A 17,106-nucleotide genomic window follows, 5' to 3' on the forward strand; every position below is an offset into this window, starting at 1 on the left:
GAAATAGGTTAATCTCTTTCATAGGGGTTTTATTTGTGATGTGGTTATCTTTTATAAAACCCCTTCCTGCCTACTTTTGCAACTTTTTGTCCTGTACTAAGGATTACGAAATAAACTGTAATAGCAGAAGTTTGTGAGGACATGGCGAAGCATTGCCCTCACTCGAAAACCTGATATAGCAATGTAAGTTTTACTTAGGACATTAAACCCAAAAGATGAGTGGCGGCGCTTCGCGCCGCCACTCATCTTTTGGGTTTTGATTGTTGTCCGAGCTATCTCTCACATTGCTATAGCAAGTTTATGAAACTGGAACTACACCTGACGAAAGGATGCCCCAAAAATGGAGAACACCTTGATGTGTAAATAGTTCGATCGCGATCGCTGAGACAAATCCAATCATCGCAAGACGACCGTTCCAGAGTTCAGCTTGTGGTGTAAATCCTGAAATCCAAGCATTGCGCTGCATAACTTCTGCGGCTTCAGCTTGTGGTGTATTAGTCTGCATAGTAGTTCTCCAAATAATTGTTGTCTAGTTAATCTGATGACTTCTGAGAGAATCCCATCTGATGATGGAGATAATGTTTCAGAACGATTTATGTTAATTAGTAGGGGCAATTCATGAATTGCCCCTACTAATTAGTTTGTTGCTAATGAGAGTTGTTAAGAAGCAACTGTTGCTTTAATAGTGACAGTCTTCACGCCCTTGATTTCCATTGCCAAACTTTTGATTTTAGTAAGATCATCTAGCATAGGAACAGTTCCTGAGACGACAATATTGGCATCTTTGGACTCTATAGTTAAATTCCCTTTAGGGATATTCGCTTCCAATTTGCTCCGAACTTCGCTAGCCAGATCACTATCTGGTCGTTTTGTTGAGTCACCCGTTGCATCATTGCGCTGCTCACGCGCACGAATGTCAGACTCCAACTGCCTCTTGCGAGTTTCATCTTGAGCGTCATCTACAGCCGCTTGAGTGTTTTGGGGTGAGGCGGTAGGGCTACTAGTACTGTAGTTTGCGTTAGGTGCAGGAGCTTCAGCAGTAGTTCGTGCATCGGTGCAAGATACCACTGTAACTAGGAGAGAACTAGTCAGTAGTAGTGAAGCAATTTTTTTATTCATAGCAAGAATTCCTCAATTTAGTACAGTCTATTTAGGGTTCATGTAGCAGAGCAATTTCCAAAAAGATTGCGATGCAATCTTTTTGGAAATTGCTTTTAATTGGTGAGTCAGTTACTTATCTCAAAGAGACATCACCCGTTCTGGTAGAAGCATTTTCAGAATTGTAAATGCCCCATTCATGGATACCGTAACGTTGGAAAATCGCTTCAGCTTGGCGAATCTCTTGATCTGTGCCGTCAACCATTACCAAGTAATCTCCTTGATCTACGCGATCGCTATAGACCTTGGCTCGGTCTTTGGGAATACCCAAACCAAGCAAACCGCCTACGAGACCACCTGCGGCTGCACCGATCGCACCACCAGTGAGAGTCGTCGCCAAAGCCGTAGCCGCCGCACCAGCTAACATCACGGGACCAACTCCAGGGATGGCAACAAGTCCCAATCCTACGAGCAAGCCAGTTAGTCCTCCAACTGCACCACCAGAGGCAGCCCCTGTAGTAGCACCTTCACCCACTTTGTTGTCACGATCTTTATTGCCAAGATCATTAAGGTGTTCACCTTTTTGAGCGCCAGCCATATCAGAATTGCGATTAACATTGTTACCAATGATCGAAATTTGATCCATATTGAATCCGCTACTTCTCAATTCACCCAAAGCTGATTCAGCGTCGTGGTGAGTCGAGAATGTACCTGTAGCACGTCTGTTTTGTCCGATCATAATCTTTTAATCCGTTAATAAATTGATGGTTTTTTTCGCTTTTAAGGAAGTAACTAGTGTGTTTCCGCCGAATGTGGAGGAAACACACTAGTTACTTAGATGATTGATTTAGTGAGTCGGTAATGTACTCAAAGTCAGGCTCTGAATTCCAAGAGCCCCTTTCGTCTTTATCACTTGCACAATATGAATGGGAGCTTTTTTATGGAAAAACATAATTTGACACTCAATTATTTTGTGTAATTTATGTAGGTGCAAGTGTTGTTAAGTAAGTAGCCTCAATTAAGTGTTAAACCCCAAAACCTATATTTATAGAGTCAGCATAGGTTTTAAATTCGGTTCTTAGTTACATTGAGACACTTAAACACTCGCGATTGATTCCATTGGATAAATAGAGTGTCAATCAGTAATTTACTCACTGCAACTATCTTTGCACTTGAATGTCATAAATCGTGTATAGACGGATATTACAAATTGAATGAATTGTATGAGATGGGTTAAAACTATTTAAATCGTTACAGTAAACACTTTTATTAAAGGTATTTAGAGGATTTTCTAGTAGCGATCGCCAAAAATATAAAAAGAAAATATATCAAGTACAATGAATATTTTTTGACTTAATCAAAGCTTTAAAACTCGAAGATTTTATAGTAAAGATTTATTTGCATTTAGTACAATTCACTCAAGTTATACATCACTTAAACATGAGATCAAACAATTGGCTGTTAGTTTCAATATTGACTCAGGAACTAAACACAAAACGTTAGGTGAAACAAATGAATCATATCTTAGAAAAGAGCAAGGCTACTCATTTTAATAGTCCCGTCACTGCGGTACTGAATGGTGTCAAGAAAGGACTTCTTTTCGCTTGTGGTTTCGCACTAGTTTTTATGTTACAAGTGACCTTTTTTAGTGCTGGGGCGATCGCATCTCCTTTGGCTAACATCTTTGGCGATCAAGTTGACAAAGTGACGCAAGGTGTGAAAACTGACATGGCGATCGACAAAGCCGCAGGTATCACTAAAGAAATCGGTCGCGATCTTCGTGATGGAAGAACTGACAAGGTGATTGACAAACTAGCTGACACCTCTAAAGACTTTGCTAAAGAGGCAGAAAAACGCGCTAAAGACTTAGCTAAAAATGTGAAAGAAGGTACCAAGGAAAATATTGGTAAAGCTAAAGATATGGCTAAGGATGCTAAGGGTAAAGTTGGCGAAGGTGTAGAGAAAACTAAGAATATGGTAGGCGATCGCGCTAATGAAGTTAAGGAAAACACCAAAGGTCTACCTGCCGAAGCTGAGAACAAAGTTGATGGGGTAATTGATTCTGTCAAAAACTTCTTAGGTCAGTAACACCAATTCAAAAAATGGTAACGCCATTTTTGCAATTGAAAAAACTGACTGAGTTTATTTTCTAATTCCCTAAAGTGCCTCACATTTTAGAGAATTGCATAAATTCAAAAAAGATAGGCGACTAGAAACTTAGCCTATTCTTTTCATTCACAAATACTTGAAATGGATAAACGGAGAAAATCTAATGGAATTTATTTGGTTTATTTTGATCGGTCTAGTAGCAGGAGCCTTAGCTGGTCAGATAGTTCGCGGCGGTGGCTACGGTGTGCTGGGCGATATTATTGTTGGTATTGTCGGCGCATTATTAGGTGGTTTCCTATTTAATACCTTTGGGGTCTCTACAGGTGGCGGCTTGCTCGGTAGCTTGATCGTGGCAACCATTGGTGCAGTAGTTTTGCTATATGGAATTCGCCTTGTTAAAGCTTCTTAGACGCTATTAAAAAGGAGTGGAAGACTACTCAGAGAGCAGCACTTCACTCCTTCAAACTCAAACAGATTAATTATTTACAAGTATTTACAAGGACAAGCTGAAATGACTAATAGAAATGTCAATAGAGATGTAAATCCTACTGATCAAAGTGATGCAAATCTCGATCCAATTTCTGGAGAAGTGGGATCACATCCTTTAGGAACAGGTGTGGGAGCCGCAGGGGCTGGAACTGTAGGCACAGTTATCGGTGGTGCAGTTGGCGGCCCAGTTGGTGCTGTAGTTGGTGCTGTGATTGGTTCAGTCGTTGGCGGCTTAGCTGGTAAGGATGTCGCTGAGCAAGTTAATCCTACTTTTGAAGAAACTAATTGGCAGGAGACTTATACTTCTAGCACCTATGTCGATTCAGACAAAACCTACGAAGATTATCAACCAGCCTATCGTACTGGCTATGAAGGTTACGATCGCTATGGTCAAAGTGGTCGAACTTACAACGAAGTTGAAACAGATTTGCAGCGTGATTATCAATCAAATCAAACTGGAAGTTTACCTTGGGAACAAGCTAAATATGCAGTGAAAGATGCGTGGGATCGAGCTGATAAAGCATTTAAACGATAACTCCGTTTGTTGACTACTTCTCAATCTAGAAATAAAGCGTAGTAGAGCATAAGTTCTATTACACTTTATTTCATAGTAAAGCAAGTTCATCAAGTCATTCAAGTAATTGGACATTCCAACGTCATGATTTTCTATATAGAGAATTAATCGTCTCTTAACTATACATTTGGATATCTACCAATGCTAGCAACAAAGAAGTTATCTACAATGAGAATCGAGAAAATTTTCCGATTCCCTTTAGTCTTGATGCCTTTGATGGCTATGCAACTAGTGACGAAGTACTTGCCCTCGTTACGCCAATCTTAAATGCTACTCCACCATCTAATACTCAACCTGTAGAAGAAGTAGCTCCAACCACAACCACTGAACCACCAGCGTCAGTACGCGCCTTATGGTAAGGCAAGCAGTAGGGACAATTCATGAATTGCCCCTACTACGCTACTCAAACTGAGATCAGAAAAAGCATCAATCCCATCCATAAATTGGAAATATTAACTATGTCTAATCTGGTTAAAGAGAAGATTAAAACTAATCTTGAAAAGGCAAAGAGCCAAGGCAGTATTCGATCTGAACATATTCGCGAAATTGTCAAAGATGCAGTTGCCCAGACCATCGCTGAGCTAAAAGAAGGCTCAGGTGAAATTGGTTTAATTGTCAAAGATGCGGTCTCTACAGTAATTGCTGATTTTAAGGGAGGTGGCAAGGAAAAGACAGAAAACATCACTGCTTCTATTGAAGGAGCGATCGCAGGAAGTACCCATGAGCGTCAACAGGCGATCGCGGAGCGACGAGTGAGACTATTGGCGATTCAAACTCAATTGGATCAACAGCAGGAAGAGTTAGATCGGGAAGCCAGCGCCATCATGATGGATATCAAGGCGGTGGAATTACCAGATACTAATCCTGAAGAAATTAGTCTAGCGGTCAATACCTATCAAGAACGTCAAGAAGTGGGGCTTTTGCAGGAGCAGTATGTCAACCTCAAATCCCAAATGACAAATCTAGATCGGAAATTAGCAGATCGTTATGGCGATCGCTATCAAGAGATTAAGCTGCAATGGGAAAAAGCAAAAACATGGTATGACCAGAAAAAAGTTGAAGCAGAAGTCAGTGGAGTTCTTCCTTTGCAACAGAAACAGGCAGAAGTTGAGACCAATGCAGGTGAGTTTGGTTCTGTAGTTGCTCGTAAAGAGGAACAGATCAAACAGGGCTTAAAAGAAATTTGGAAAAGCAAGGATTCTGTCTCTAAGCGCTAATTTTCAAAGCGCTAATTTTCAAAACATACAGTTTATTTCGTGTCGGGGGAATGTTGTGCAGGCTTTAACCGCACCACATTCCCAAAAAAACAGTAAATTCAAGAGTAATCAACATGAAACTAATTTTAGGCATTCTTCTTCCTCCCCTTGGTGTTTTTCTGGCTTACGGATTTAGCGTCACTCTATTAATCAATATTGGACTCACTCTATTAGGGTGGGTTCCTGGCATTATTCATGCTGTTTGGGCGATCTCTAAACAGGGCGAGCAAACAAATAATTAAATTTGCTCGATTTGCCCTCTTTCCTAACTATCAAACTACTATTACTCTAGGTTAAAAACCATGATTGGATACTTTCTGACTATACTAGCAACTGCTTTGGGGCTTCTCATTGTTGATATAGTTGTTCCTGGTGTAGATATTTCCAACTTTCCTTCAGCGTTACTGGCTGCGATCGTTATTGGTTTGGTCAATGCCTTCATTAGACCTATTCTGCAAGTTTTGTCACTACCCCTCACTTTCATTACTCTAGGATTATTTTCCTTCGTTTTGAATGGAATATTGCTATGGCTTGCCTCAGTTATTGTTCCAGGATTCGCTATGAATGGTTTCTTAGCCTTTATCCTAGCTCCCATCGTTCTATCTTTTTGCAGTACTTTCCTTAACAAATACTTTGCAGAGAGAAGAACTGGCAGTTAAGAGCGTGTTTGAGAAGTTTTTTACCCCCTCTAACTCCCCCTTTCAAGGGGGAGAATTCAGGTTTCGCCCCTTTGAAAGCTACCTTGTACACACAAGTCTAGATTTTGTCTGCACACATCGAGAACGCCCTGTACTCAAGTGCGGGCTAAGAGCTAAAACTCGTTAAAACGGGTTGATTTTGTTCAGTCATTTTCAGTCATCTTTAGATGACTTTAGCTTTTAGCCAAGAACTTGAGTTCTTGGTGACTTGTGTGTACACGGTAGCCGTTGGAAGGGGGGGGAAGAAATTCTTATATCACTACAGGAATAAACAGCATGAAAAACGAAGGAAAAGCCAGATGAACATTTTTCACAATGCTCGAACCACAATAGTAGAGATCGCTCTAATGTTGGTTTTAACTTTCACAACTGCTTGCGGATCTCCTCAAGCTTCTAATCCAGTAAAGCTCAATCAGAGTTCAGATTACAGTCAAATAGCCCGAGGTAATTCAGCCGCAGGAAAAGATTATGGCAATTGGGTGATGCAGACTAGTAAAGGCTTAATTAAAGATGCCTATGTCCGCGACGGTAATAAATTAGGGGTCGTAATTTCACCTCAAGTTCTACCCGCAGATGTAAAACCCTTAACTCAATCGCTAACACAAGGCTTTCGGAATACCTTCCCAAATCAAGATTTAACCGTTTTGATTTATGCTCCTGACAAAAAATTGATTTTAACAGCTCGCTATGACTATCAATCTAAACAAATTGATTATCAGCAAGCCAGTTAATCCTTCATGATCCATTTGTATTTTTATTGAGATAACCATGAGTAATCAAACCCTCACCATTGCAAGCTTCGATGATAATTACTGGCGACAGAATTACAATTCCCGTCACTATATTGAGAAAGGAGCTACCTATGAAGGCTATCAATTAGCCTATCAGATAGGACATGAAGGTTGCGATCGCTATTTTGGCAAAAGTTTTGATGAAGCAGAACCCGAACTCAAGCGAGATTATGAAGCTCTCTTAGCCCAAAAGAGTGGCACAGGAATGGCTTGGGATAAAGTCAAAGATGCAGTTCGGGATGCTTGGGATCAGGCTGGAACTACGTAACATTAATCCCAAATTAAGAAATGGCTACGCCATTTCTTAATTTGCAAGGTAGTCCAAGGCGGCACTTCGTGCCGCCTTGGACGCATATTTTTTTATTTTTAATGGAGTTCTAAATAGCTATGCCAAATACTAGTGATGATTATAAGCGTCAAGTCATGAAAGATTTAGCGGGAGGGAATAAAGAAACCCTACCTGATGAGTCGGAAAACTTTACAGATTTTGACAATTTTGCTCAACGGTCTTCCCGTGAAGAACGTCGTAATATATTTAGTGATTTTTTCCAGCCCGATCGCATTTCCTCGGCACAAATGGAGCCAGAATTGCAGAAAGCACTCGCCAAGATTCAGCCCAGACAGCGAGATGATGTCGCCAGAGAGTTATTTGGTCAGCTCAAAAAGAGAGGACTAGGTAATCGCGATCTTGAAAAGCAATTAGGTCTATCCAGTCATGATCCTAGCCGCATGACACCTGATGATGTCGCCCAACTCGCAGGGTTTACTTACCATTCCCATCCTGATATTTTTCATGAAGTTTTAGCCGATCAGCCCGCCCTAGTAAAATTTCTCAGCAATCCGATGGTGGGCGCAGTTGTAGGAGCGATCGCCTCAAAATGGATTGGTCGCAAATAAAAATATCAAAAGAATAAGTGGCGGCGCTTCACGCTGCCACTTATTCTTTGGGATGAACCTTAACTGTATGTGCGCGGTGTATATACTCTTAGGCGATCGCCTAATTCTAAAATCTTTGTCTTACTAGAACCAACAATTATCACCGTTTGCATATCCGCAAGTTCAGGCTCTAATTCTGCGAGTGTAATCACCTTCACATTTTCGCCCTTACGTCCCATTTTATGACCAAGAATTACTGGTGTATTAGGCGATCGCCATTTTAATAATGTCTCTTTGGCGGCTGGGAGTTGCCATTTACGCTGTGTGGAAATGGGATTATAAATTGCAATCACAAAATCAGCTTGAGCTGCCGCAGATAACCTCTGCTCGATAATTTCCCAAGGTTTGAGAATATCTGACAGAGAAATAGTACAGAAATCATGTCCGATAGGCGCACCAATGGCGGCGGCGGCGGCTTGGACAGCGGATATGCCAGGGGCTACATGGATATTGATATGATTCCATTTGGGAAGATCTTGTTCGACTACTTCAAATACGGCGGAAGCCATACCATAAATACCTGCATCTCCTGATGAAACAATGACTACAGATTTGCCATCGGTAGCTAATTCGAGGGCATGACGAGCGCGATCAAGTTCGACACGATTATCGGATGCATGGATTATTTTTCCTTTGGTAAATTCTTTAACTAGATTCACGTAGGTTTTATAGCCAACAAAATCTGTGGCTGCTTCCAAAATTGCTTTGACTTCAGGCGACATCCATTTTGCGGCTCCTGGTCCTGTACCGATGATGGAGACTTTACCTGTAGTCTGTGAATTTTGAGAGAATCCTGTTTGATATACCAAGTACCTAGAACTTAGTTGAGAAGCGATCATCTCTAGTTCCGCTTCCTCAGTAATAACTTCTATTTGATGCATGGCATCATCGGCAAAGGGAAGATTGCTATTACTTAACCAAGTTGCCTCACCGATGAGTTTGACCCTTGCTCCTGCTAATAAATCCGCTAAAAAAGTCTTAGCCTGTTCATCGGAATTTAACAACCGATAATTAGCTGGTGGGGCTAACAATGAAGTTTGAAAGCGCAAATCTCCTGTAGTCGTGATTGCGGCTTGAGCTTGGAGTGATTGGGCGATCGCTCTAGCAAGTTCATTTGCACCATTCAGTCCACCTAAGAGAGGAACTACGGCACTACCGTCTTCGGCGATCGCGATGACAGGTGGTTCAGCACGTTTGTCTGAGAGTAATGGTGCTAGGGATCGAATGAGAATTCCTGCTGCACAAATGCCAATAATTGGATGTCCTTGGCTAAATAATTCGCTGACAGTTTCGCTGAATTTGTCATATTGGCGATCGGCAGTTTGGGTGCGCGATGCAAGTCCATAAATTGTGGCGTTAGAAATTACAGTTTGGATTTGTCTGGCGATCGCAATACTTTTTTCTCCTAAGCTAATAATTACAGGCGATTTCATTTATTTTTGCTATTTAGTTGCTATTTTTTACTATTTATCTAGTGCTATTGATGTAGCCCCAAATATTGTAATTGGTTCTATAGCTGTCGCCATTCTTGTTAGGACATAAAACCCAAATAGTGTGAGGCGACGCGAACACACTATTTGGGTTTTGATTTGTCCTGATACAGATGGCTATAGCTATAGTTGGAGGGAATAAAAAGCGCTGTATGCACGTTTCGTTTTGTATAGAGTTGATTGACTTAAATTTTTAATTTAGCTATATTTTAGATTCATACGGATAACGCTAAAATTTCTTCTGAAATCACTTTACCTCAAAAATTTAGTGAACCATCCCAACCCTAGCCTCAAAGAAATTAAACAGTGGTTAAATGAGTTGCCAACAATTGAAGATCTAAAGCAAGTTCCTGGGTTTGAGATTAGTAAGCCATATTATTTTGTGAGAATGGGGGGACGATGGCATATTGGCAAAGAAAATCCCTATGTTGATGTTAAAAATATTGCAGGTAAACCAGATAATATTCAGTGTTTCGCGGATGGTCCTGATATCAACAAAAGACTTGTGGGGAGAAGAGATAGCGAATCTCCACTCCTAAACACTATCAAAATCCAAGCTGTAAAAAGAGAATTAGATAGTTTAGACAAATTCCTGCACAAGAGTGGTATTCGCAAAGAATTTGTAGGATTTACATGGGAAAAAAGTCCCCAAGAAATCTATGAACAACAAATTGAAGATTACAAAAAATTACACAATATACACAATAAAACTGAAACAATATTGAGCTTTTTTCTATGTCTAATTTTAATTATTGAAGTAACAATAATTTATTTTAATCAAAGGGAATCTGAGTTTTTAGTCACTCAAAATTACATCCAGCTAAATACTGACATTATCAACAAACTCAATTTAGAATATCAAAAATTACCTTCCAAAAGAAAGAAATTATTTTTACGAAGAACAGGATTGTCTATAGTATCAGATTCGGAATTTGTCTTAGAAAATAAACCACTGCCAGAGTTTATCTCAAGATACTTCAATACAAAACAATTGTTGAATGCTGACAAAGAGCAAAAGACTCTATTTTTAAAGAATTTGTTAAACGAAATCAGTAAACTTTCTACAACAAGGGCTAGCTAGCATCTGTCATAAGTAGACGCATCGCCATGATGGCAAACAACAAGGCTGCGATCGCCTTGAGTATTTGGGTTGGCAAAAGTACGGAAATGCTGTCGCCAAGAAATACCCCAATTGAGCTAGCTACTAGCAGAGCTGCGGCTGAGCCAATAAAAACAAATCTAGGAGCCGTTGAGCTACCGCTTAAGCTCAAGGTTGCTAATTGGCTTTTGTCACCCAACTCAGACAAAAAAATCGTACCAAAGCTAAGAAATAATAATTGCCAGTCCATATTTTTTAAGCGATCGCTTCCCACAATAAACTAAGTGACAGAATCAGAAAACTCAAGCCAGCTAAAGTATTTAGCAAACTTGGCGAGAAAGTTTTAGCTAGCCATTTACCTGCGATTACGCCTAATAAGCTAGTGGAGACTAGGGCGATCGCAGCTCCAGCAAATACAATCCAAGGCTGATGGGACTGTGCCGACATCACTAAAACACTGAGCTGGGTTTTGTCCCCAACTTCTGCAAGAAATACGGTGATAAAAGTTGTGGTAATAATTTGCCAATGTTCAGATTTCATCTGAGATTTTACTGGTGATGCGATTATTACTTGAGCTGGCTGAAGCTCTTGGTTATTCAATTCAGGCTTTGCAGACATCATTTATAAGCATTATTTAATCTTTCATAATCATTTCATAGTTTACACCAAATCCCAAAATGGCAACGCCATTTTGGGATTTATAGCTGTTGCCAAGTTATCAGTACATAAAAGGAGAGTTGCGGCGCTTCGCGCCGCAACTCTCCTTTGGGTTATATATTACTATTTCACAATTTCATTGCGATCGCTGTCTTGCCAAGGTGTTTCTGCAAAACTAGCTGTTGGCAATTTGGGTAAACCCCATTTAGCAACTAAAGCCTGTAATACGCGATCCTGCGATCGGTGAAAAGCATCAATATCACCCTCACCGCGATTGACGATCGCAAACCAAATTGCTCCATGGGCTTGAGTTTGGACGATCCCTGCCAAGGAGCTGACATCAGAAAGCGTGCCAGTTTTGACGATCGCTCCTTTCGGCATTCTACGGCCTTCAATCGTACCGCAATTGCAATCACTGACTGGGAAGAGATCGGCTAGGGTTAACCCCTCAACTTGAGCGCGGTTATGAATAGCCATCAGGATCGCCACCGTTGCGCGAGGGGAAATTTGATTGCCTTGTCCTAGCCCTGACCCATTAATTAGTCTTATTTCGGAAATGGGTATTCCTGTCGCATTAGCCGTGATCGCCGCAACTTGTCTACCTCCTCCCATTTGGGCTGCAAGGGTTTCTGACATTTCATTATTGCTAAAGGTATTCATCCGCTTCAGGATTTGCCAAAGGGGTAGCGATGCATGACGGATCAACAATTTGCGGGTAGAAACATTATCTACAGCAAGATTTGGCACAATTCGCACATTCCCCAAAATCACTAGTTGCGGTTTGGGCGTTCCCACGGGCATCGTCGCATATTGCTCGGCAACTTCACCCTGCCATCGGCTGCTATCAAAGGCGAGACGGAGAAAGTTTGCTGATTCTTGTCGGTCAGGCTCGAAATTCATAGAAAATCGACCTGTAATAATCAGATTGCCCTGAACCCGCTTAATACCTAGTTGATTAAGTTTATTGCCGAGGGCGATCGCTTCTTCCCATACAAACAATGGATCGCCACTGCCTTCAATAATCAGATCACCTCTGAGGGTATCGCCTACGAGTTGACCTGTAGTACTGATATTCGTAATAAAACGATGGTTTGATCCCCAAGTTTGCAATGCTGCCAAGGTAGTGGCATTTTTGGTGAGTGAAGCTGAGGGCAATGGACGACTTGATAAACGACCTGCGGCGATCTCCCCATCATGGGACTGAATCCATACCCCTTGATCAGGACTAGTTACTCCCATTTGCTTAAGATCGTTAAGCATCGTCGCGATCGCTTGCTTTGCGATGGGATCGGACTGATTATTGGCAATCTCTTCTGAGGCAAGGACTGGACGAGTGGCATAGCTCATCACAGATCGAGGTACTGCGGCAACTTCACGACCATCGAGAACTTGGGTCGAAACCGATAACAGCAAAGCACCAACGAGACTCCACGTAGTCATAAAGAAACCCGCAATTAGAATGATTGTGCTTGTGTTGGCAAAGCCAACACAAGCACAATCATTCTAGTGCAGCAATTCTCATTATAAAAATCGGTTTATTGTTTCCAGCGCCTTTGGCGCTGGAAACAATAAACCGATTTTTTGAAAGTTCGCCTTTGGCGAGCTTTCAAAAAATCGGTTTTGGGGAATCTAGTCAAACATGGCGCTTTCGAGTTGCTGTAAAGCAATTTCTAGATCATCATTGATAATTGTGATATCAAACTCATGGGCAGCAGCTACTTCTAATTTGGCATGGTGCAAGCGCTTGATAATTTGTTCATCACTATCAGTACTGCGATCGCGCAAACGATTTTCTAGTACTTCCATCGAAGGTGGGGCTATGAAAATTCGTTTTGCACTGGGGAAAGACTGCGCCACTTGCCGCGCTCCTTCCAGTTCAATTTCCAGCAGAACGATTTGCCCTAGAGAGATCGCCTGATCAATCGGGTTACGTGGTGTGCCATAGAGATTTCCCGCATATTCAGCCCATTCCAAAAATTCACCCGTATCGCGCTTTTGTTCAAATTCAGCCCGATCCCAAAAGAAATATTCGCGACCATGCTCTTCACCAGTACGGGGCGATCGAGTGGTTGCTGATATCGAAAAGAGAATGCGATCAGGATGGCGTTCAAGGAGTTTCTGTAAGAGAGTACCTTTGCCGACACCACTTGGTCCCGTGACAACAATTAATTTGCCTGCACTTAATTTATCTTCGCCCACCGTTTCGTAATTCTCTCTAGAGATAGAGTTGATAGTTATTTGCGCTTTCATCAGATTCACATTATATGTAAAAATTCCTGTAAAGCAATGGCTTTCAAAAAAACGATTTTGGTGTTTCCAGCGCCTTCGGCGCTGGAAACACCAAAATCGTTTTCATAATGAGAATTGCTGAATGCGCTTTGTATTCAAAGCCAAAGAGATTTTTTGAAAGTGTTGCAAAGCAGCACTTTCAAAAAATCTCTTTGGCTTTGGTTGATCGATAATTGCTGTAAATTAGTTTAGTCTGGTGTGCCTTCTTTACTAATGACAAAACGATTAGCGACAGTTTCAGGTTGGATAGCAGATAGAACTACATGACTAGAGTCTGTAACAATTACTGCTCTTGTGCGTCTCCCATAGGTAGCGTCAACTAACTTACCATGTTCACGCGCATCACTAATGATACGCTTAATAGGAGCGGATTCAGGGCTAACGATCGCTACAACTCGGTTTGCCGAAACAATATTGCCAAAGCCGATGTTGATGAGCTTAATGTCCATAATTTTATCGATCTAAAATCGATTTAGAGGTGGTGTAGCTTCATTTTTGAAAGTATTATCGCATTATCCAATAAAAATCAATTAGATCCGATATATTTTGTCACGCATGGCGAAATCCATCTTAATTAGGCAGATATACTCATCAGTTTAGTCGGTTTATGTTTTATAGCTATAGCCACCTGTATCAGGACAAATCAAAACCCAAATAGTGTGAGGCGGCGCTTCGCGCCGCCTCACACTATTTGGGTTTGATGTCCTAACAAGAATGGCGACAGCTATACATCTGCCACCAATTTTGTCAGTATATAAAACTTAAAAGATGCGTTTTAGAGAAATGCATCTTTTAGGTTTTACTGTAATCTAAAACAGCAATTCTCATTATGAAATCGATTTTGTTGTTTCCAGTGCCGAAGGCACTGGAAACAACAAAATCGATTTTTTGGAAGCCGACCTTCAGGGGGCTTTCAAAAAATTGATTTTGATAATGAGAATTGCTAAATCTAAAGTTTCAAATCTTATCAGCAAATTTATTATGTCGATTAGAAATGTAGTGATCATTGGCTCAGGTCCCGCAGGCTATACCGCCGCAATTTATGCTGCACGCGCTAGCCTTAATCCCCTTGTATTTGAAGGATTTCAAAAGGGCGGAATTCCTGGGGGACAATTGATGACGACAACAGAAGTAGAAAATTTCCCTGGCTTTCCATCGGGAGTAATGGGTCCACAGTTGATGAGCTATATGAAAGAGCAAGCAATCAACTGCGGTGCAGATTTAGTGATGGAAGATGTAATCGACGTTAATCTTAGCAATTATCCGTTTACGATCAAGTCAACGTCTCAGGAAGTTCAAGCCAAGAGCGTAATCATTGCTACAGGAGCCACTGCCAAAAGGCTCAATTTACCAAGTGAAACACAGTATTGGAATCGAGGTATTTCAGCTTGTGCTGTATGTGATGGTGCTGCGCCGATTTTTCGGGGTGTGGAATTAGCGGTAGTTGGTGGTGGTGATACGGCTGCCGAGGAAGCAATTTTTTTAACTAAATTTGGCTCGAAGGTGCATTTGCTGGTGCGCGGCGATCGCATGAGAGCCAGTAAAGTTATGCAAGATCGCGTGTTCAATCATCCGAAGATTACTGTGCATTGGCAATCTGTTCCCCTTGATGTTTATGGTGAAGAGATTGTGAGAGGGATTAAGATTCGTCATGCTGTCACTCATGAAGAAAGTAGCTTAGCAGTGGGTGGACTATTTTATGCGATCGGACATACTCCGAATACAGATTTGTTTGCAGGACAAATAGAACTTGATCCGAATGGTTATGTCATCACCAAAGGTAAGTCAACAGCCACTAATATCGAAGGTGTCTATGCCTGCGGTGATGTCCAAGATCATGAATATCGCCAAGCAATTACTGCCGCAGGAACTGGATGTATGGCTGCTCTTGAAGCAGAACGTTGGCTCTCAGCCAAGCAATCCTAAATGAGTGACGGCGCGAAGTGCCACCACTCATTTAGGATTGCATTGCTATATAAATAACTGATGTTACGTGGAACTCAGATAATGAACCTCTTGCTGCTAGCATAACAGGGCAACCACGGGGGGATTGCCCCTACCTGTAAATTTTAGATCTTGTAGGGGCTGTGCCCCCGTGCCAGCCCTAGACTTACGCCATCGCAAGAATTCCTTCCATGTAACATCAGTAAATAAGTTGTGAGAGTGCGCCCCGAAGGGGCGCACTCTCACAACTTATTTAGGATTGCTATATTGATTAAAGAATCTTAAACAGCACTCATGATGATTTCCGCAATCTTTTCAGCAACAGCGATCGCATCAAAATAGTCACCATGATCAATTGCTCGATTGGTCAAAACTGTAGCGTTGTGACTATACATATTGTCAGGAACCAAAGAAGGCAGAGGATTCAGCCCTAGACTATGCTCCCAGCGTTTTTGCAAATCTTGCCCTGTAAATATTTCCTTTCCCTTTTGCAAGGTTTCTTGGATAAGATCTTTCTCTACGACAGAGGCTTTGAGAGCATTATCATACCGAGAGTAAAACAGATGTGTTTCGGAAACTAAGTGTTTGATGCCTGCATAGAAAGGACCAAGATAACTAGACTTGTCTCCATCGATATCGCATTGAGTTACCTCTCGACGTTCTACGTCAGGAGCTAGCATCAAATAGCGATCGATGAAAAACATATCTTTTCCACCTTTGTCGATGCGCTTTAATTGTTGCTCAATTTTGTCTTTGATCTCGGCATTGTCAGAGAACAGAATAGGCTTAAAGGTTTCATTAATTAATCCCTTCAACATATTACAGGCTAGGTAATTGCCCATACTGTGGGCAATTATATGGATTTTAGCTTCAGGATTTTGAGTGCGAATATAGCCGATCAGATTGGCTAATGCAGGAGCAGTTTGCACAGCTTCAGCTCGATCCGATAGATAGTCTAAGACTTTGCCATTAGAAGGCCAAGAGAATCCGACAAAAGCTGTCAAATCTCCGTTGCCTAAATCAGCACTTGGTTCAGTGATCAGAGTCGTATTATGCTTTTTTAAAGTAATGTTTAAAGTGTCAGCAAGCAGTGAGAAAGAAGTTAAAGCTCCATGAAATGGAACATTAAATCCATGAATACCGATAATGATGCGTTTTATAGTCGGTTTGGAGAGAAAATTGTCGAACACGATTTCTTGAGAATTCTGCACGATCGCGTCAGGCGGCATAGTCGTCGGATCGGTAGTAGTTAGATAATGCGCCATGTATTTTTTCATGTCTACCCAGTGATAGCCACCTTGCTGAAGTCGAATGCGATCATCACGATTTGCGTCACGACCGAGGTTGTCAAGATCTCGATTGGTTGCAAAGAAACGAATTGGGTTTAACTTTGACGACATATACTTATTATGTATAGACTAGACTCTCTTAGTGCATAAGAGTAAATGCTTTTATCTTAAATGCATAATAATTTTTATTAATAAATGTCAGTTTAATTGCAGCTAATAAAAAACTATTTTTGCGTGACTTCGCAGCCATGTCATCAAAAATAGTTTTTTGTCAAATCGCAGAGCAGTAAAACATAAAACCCAAAATACAAGTAGCGGCGCGAAGCGCCGCTACTTGTATTTTGGGTTTTATGTAAACCTTGGGTTGCTGTAGTACAAAATTTTTTA

General features: G+C 41.3%; 20 protein-coding genes and 1 pseudogene. 11 read left to right on the forward strand and 10 right to left on the reverse strand.

Annotation, left to right across the window (positions count from 1 at the left end):
- Positions 1 to 298 precede the first annotated feature (298 nt).
- The 3 genes from H6G05_RS22790 to H6G05_RS22800 form a co-directional block, all read right to left on the reverse strand.
- Positions 299 to 505, reverse strand: coding sequence for a chlorophyll a/b-binding protein (locus H6G05_RS22790; protein ID WP_408962492.1), 207 nt, complete (start codon positions 503 to 505; stop codon positions 299 to 301).
- Between the two features lie 155 nt (positions 506 to 660).
- A complete protein-coding gene (locus H6G05_RS22795; RefSeq protein ID WP_190581894.1) occupies positions 661 to 1,119 on the reverse strand; it encodes a BON domain-containing protein in 459 nt (152 codons plus the stop codon).
- 115 nt (positions 1,120 to 1,234) lie between these two features.
- The gene (locus tag H6G05_RS22800; protein ID WP_190581895.1) at positions 1,235 to 1,837 is read right to left on the reverse strand and encodes a signal transduction histidine kinase (STHK), LytS; all 603 of its coding nucleotides are present in this window, start codon (positions 1,835 to 1,837) and stop codon (positions 1,235 to 1,237) included.
- A gap of 773 nt (positions 1,838 to 2,610) precedes the next feature.
- Between H6G05_RS22800 and H6G05_RS22805 the strand changes: the two genes are divergently transcribed.
- The 9 genes from H6G05_RS22805 (at position 2,611) to H6G05_RS22845 (ending at position 7,912) form a co-directional block, all read left to right on the forward strand.
- Positions 2,611 to 3,186: a YtxH domain-containing protein gene (locus H6G05_RS22805; protein WP_190581896.1), complete on the forward strand. Its 576-nt coding sequence runs from the start codon at positions 2,611 to 2,613 to the stop codon at positions 3,184 to 3,186.
- Positions 3,187 to 3,370: 184 nt separating this feature from the next.
- Positions 3,371 to 3,616 carry a GlsB/YeaQ/YmgE family stress response membrane protein gene (locus tag H6G05_RS22810; RefSeq protein WP_190581897.1) on the forward strand — a complete coding sequence of 82 codons (246 nt, stop codon included), beginning with the start codon at positions 3,371 to 3,373 and terminating at the stop codon, positions 3,614 to 3,616.
- Between the two features lie 102 nt (positions 3,617 to 3,718).
- On the forward strand, positions 3,719 to 4,231 hold the full coding sequence (locus H6G05_RS22815) for a hypothetical protein (protein WP_190581898.1): 513 nt from the start codon (positions 3,719 to 3,721) through the stop codon (positions 4,229 to 4,231).
- A gap of 497 nt (positions 4,232 to 4,728) precedes the next feature.
- The gene (locus H6G05_RS22820) at positions 4,729 to 5,487 is read left to right on the forward strand and encodes a histidine kinase (protein WP_190581899.1); all 759 of its coding nucleotides are present in this window, start codon (positions 4,729 to 4,731) and stop codon (positions 5,485 to 5,487) included.
- A 113-nt stretch (positions 5,488 to 5,600) separates the two neighbouring features.
- Complete coding sequence (locus H6G05_RS22825; protein ID WP_190581900.1) at positions 5,601 to 5,768, forward strand: YqaE/Pmp3 family membrane protein; 168 nt, start codon at positions 5,601 to 5,603, stop codon at positions 5,766 to 5,768.
- 60 nt (positions 5,769 to 5,828) lie between these two features.
- Positions 5,829 to 6,185 (forward strand): phage holin family protein, encoded by a 357-nt coding sequence (locus tag H6G05_RS22830; RefSeq protein ID WP_190581901.1) that lies wholly within the window; start codon positions 5,829 to 5,831, stop codon positions 6,183 to 6,185.
- Positions 6,186 to 6,523: 338 nt separating this feature from the next.
- Positions 6,524 to 6,955 (forward strand): hypothetical protein, encoded by a 432-nt coding sequence (locus tag H6G05_RS22835; protein ID WP_190581902.1) that lies wholly within the window; start codon positions 6,524 to 6,526, stop codon positions 6,953 to 6,955.
- Between the two features lie 37 nt (positions 6,956 to 6,992).
- Positions 6,993 to 7,283: a hypothetical protein gene (locus tag H6G05_RS22840; protein ID WP_190581903.1), complete on the forward strand. Its 291-nt coding sequence runs from the start codon at positions 6,993 to 6,995 to the stop codon at positions 7,281 to 7,283.
- Positions 7,284 to 7,402: 119 nt separating this feature from the next.
- Positions 7,403 to 7,912, forward strand: a complete 510-nt coding sequence (locus H6G05_RS22845; RefSeq protein ID WP_190581904.1) for a hypothetical protein — start codon at positions 7,403 to 7,405, stop codon at positions 7,910 to 7,912.
- A gap of 59 nt (positions 7,913 to 7,971) precedes the next feature.
- Here the strand turns inward: H6G05_RS22845 and cobJ are convergent, their stop codons facing one another.
- Positions 7,972 to 9,384, reverse strand: a complete 1,413-nt coding sequence (cobJ, locus tag H6G05_RS22850; protein ID WP_190581905.1) for a precorrin-3B C(17)-methyltransferase — start codon at positions 9,382 to 9,384, stop codon at positions 7,972 to 7,974.
- 325 nt (positions 9,385 to 9,709) lie between these two features.
- On the opposite strand from cobJ, the gene H6G05_RS22855 reads away from it, so the two are divergent.
- Positions 9,710 to 10,522: a hypothetical protein gene (locus H6G05_RS22855; RefSeq protein ID WP_190581906.1), complete on the forward strand. Its 813-nt coding sequence runs from the start codon at positions 9,710 to 9,712 to the stop codon at positions 10,520 to 10,522.
- On the opposite strand, the gene H6G05_RS22860 is transcribed toward H6G05_RS22855, so the two are convergent.
- From H6G05_RS22860 to remA, 5 genes are all read right to left on the reverse strand, one after another.
- Positions 10,515 to 10,790 (reverse strand): TMEM165/GDT1 family protein, encoded by a 276-nt coding sequence (locus tag H6G05_RS22860; protein ID WP_190581907.1) that lies wholly within the window; start codon positions 10,788 to 10,790, stop codon positions 10,515 to 10,517. The two genes, H6G05_RS22855 and H6G05_RS22860, sit on opposite strands and share 8 nt — an antisense overlap.
- Positions 10,791 to 10,795: 5 nt before the next feature.
- Positions 10,796 to 11,161: a TMEM165/GDT1 family protein gene (locus H6G05_RS22865; RefSeq protein WP_190581908.1), complete on the reverse strand. Its 366-nt coding sequence runs from the start codon at positions 11,159 to 11,161 to the stop codon at positions 10,796 to 10,798.
- Between the two features lie 159 nt (positions 11,162 to 11,320).
- Complete coding sequence (locus H6G05_RS22870) at positions 11,321 to 12,637, reverse strand: D-alanyl-D-alanine carboxypeptidase (protein ID WP_190581909.1); 1,317 nt, start codon at positions 12,635 to 12,637, stop codon at positions 11,321 to 11,323.
- 189 nt (positions 12,638 to 12,826) lie between these two features.
- The gene (gene gmk, locus H6G05_RS22875) at positions 12,827 to 13,447 is read right to left on the reverse strand and encodes a guanylate kinase (RefSeq protein ID WP_190581910.1); all 621 of its coding nucleotides are present in this window, start codon (positions 13,445 to 13,447) and stop codon (positions 12,827 to 12,829) included.
- A gap of 227 nt (positions 13,448 to 13,674) precedes the next feature.
- A complete protein-coding gene (gene remA / locus H6G05_RS22880; RefSeq protein ID WP_190581911.1) occupies positions 13,675 to 13,935 on the reverse strand; it encodes an extracellular matrix/biofilm regulator RemA in 261 nt (86 codons plus the stop codon).
- 532 nt (positions 13,936 to 14,467) lie between these two features.
- Between remA and trxB the strand changes: the two are divergent.
- Positions 14,468 to 15,403: pseudogene (gene trxB / locus H6G05_RS22885) on the forward strand (thioredoxin-disulfide reductase); the annotation flags it as partial.
- A 308-nt stretch (positions 15,404 to 15,711) separates the two neighbouring features.
- On the opposite strand, the gene H6G05_RS22890 reads toward trxB, so the two are convergent.
- Positions 15,712 to 16,830 carry an alpha/beta hydrolase gene (locus H6G05_RS22890; RefSeq protein WP_190581913.1) on the reverse strand — a complete coding sequence of 373 codons (1,119 nt, stop codon included), beginning with the start codon at positions 16,828 to 16,830 and terminating at the stop codon, positions 15,712 to 15,714.
- Between the last annotated feature and the right edge of the window lie 276 nt (positions 16,831 to 17,106).

The sequence above is a fragment of the Phormidium tenue FACHB-1050 genome (assembly GCF_014696925.1).
Classification (GTDB): domain Bacteria; phylum Cyanobacteriota; class Cyanobacteriia; order Pseudanabaenales; family Pseudanabaenaceae; genus Pseudanabaena.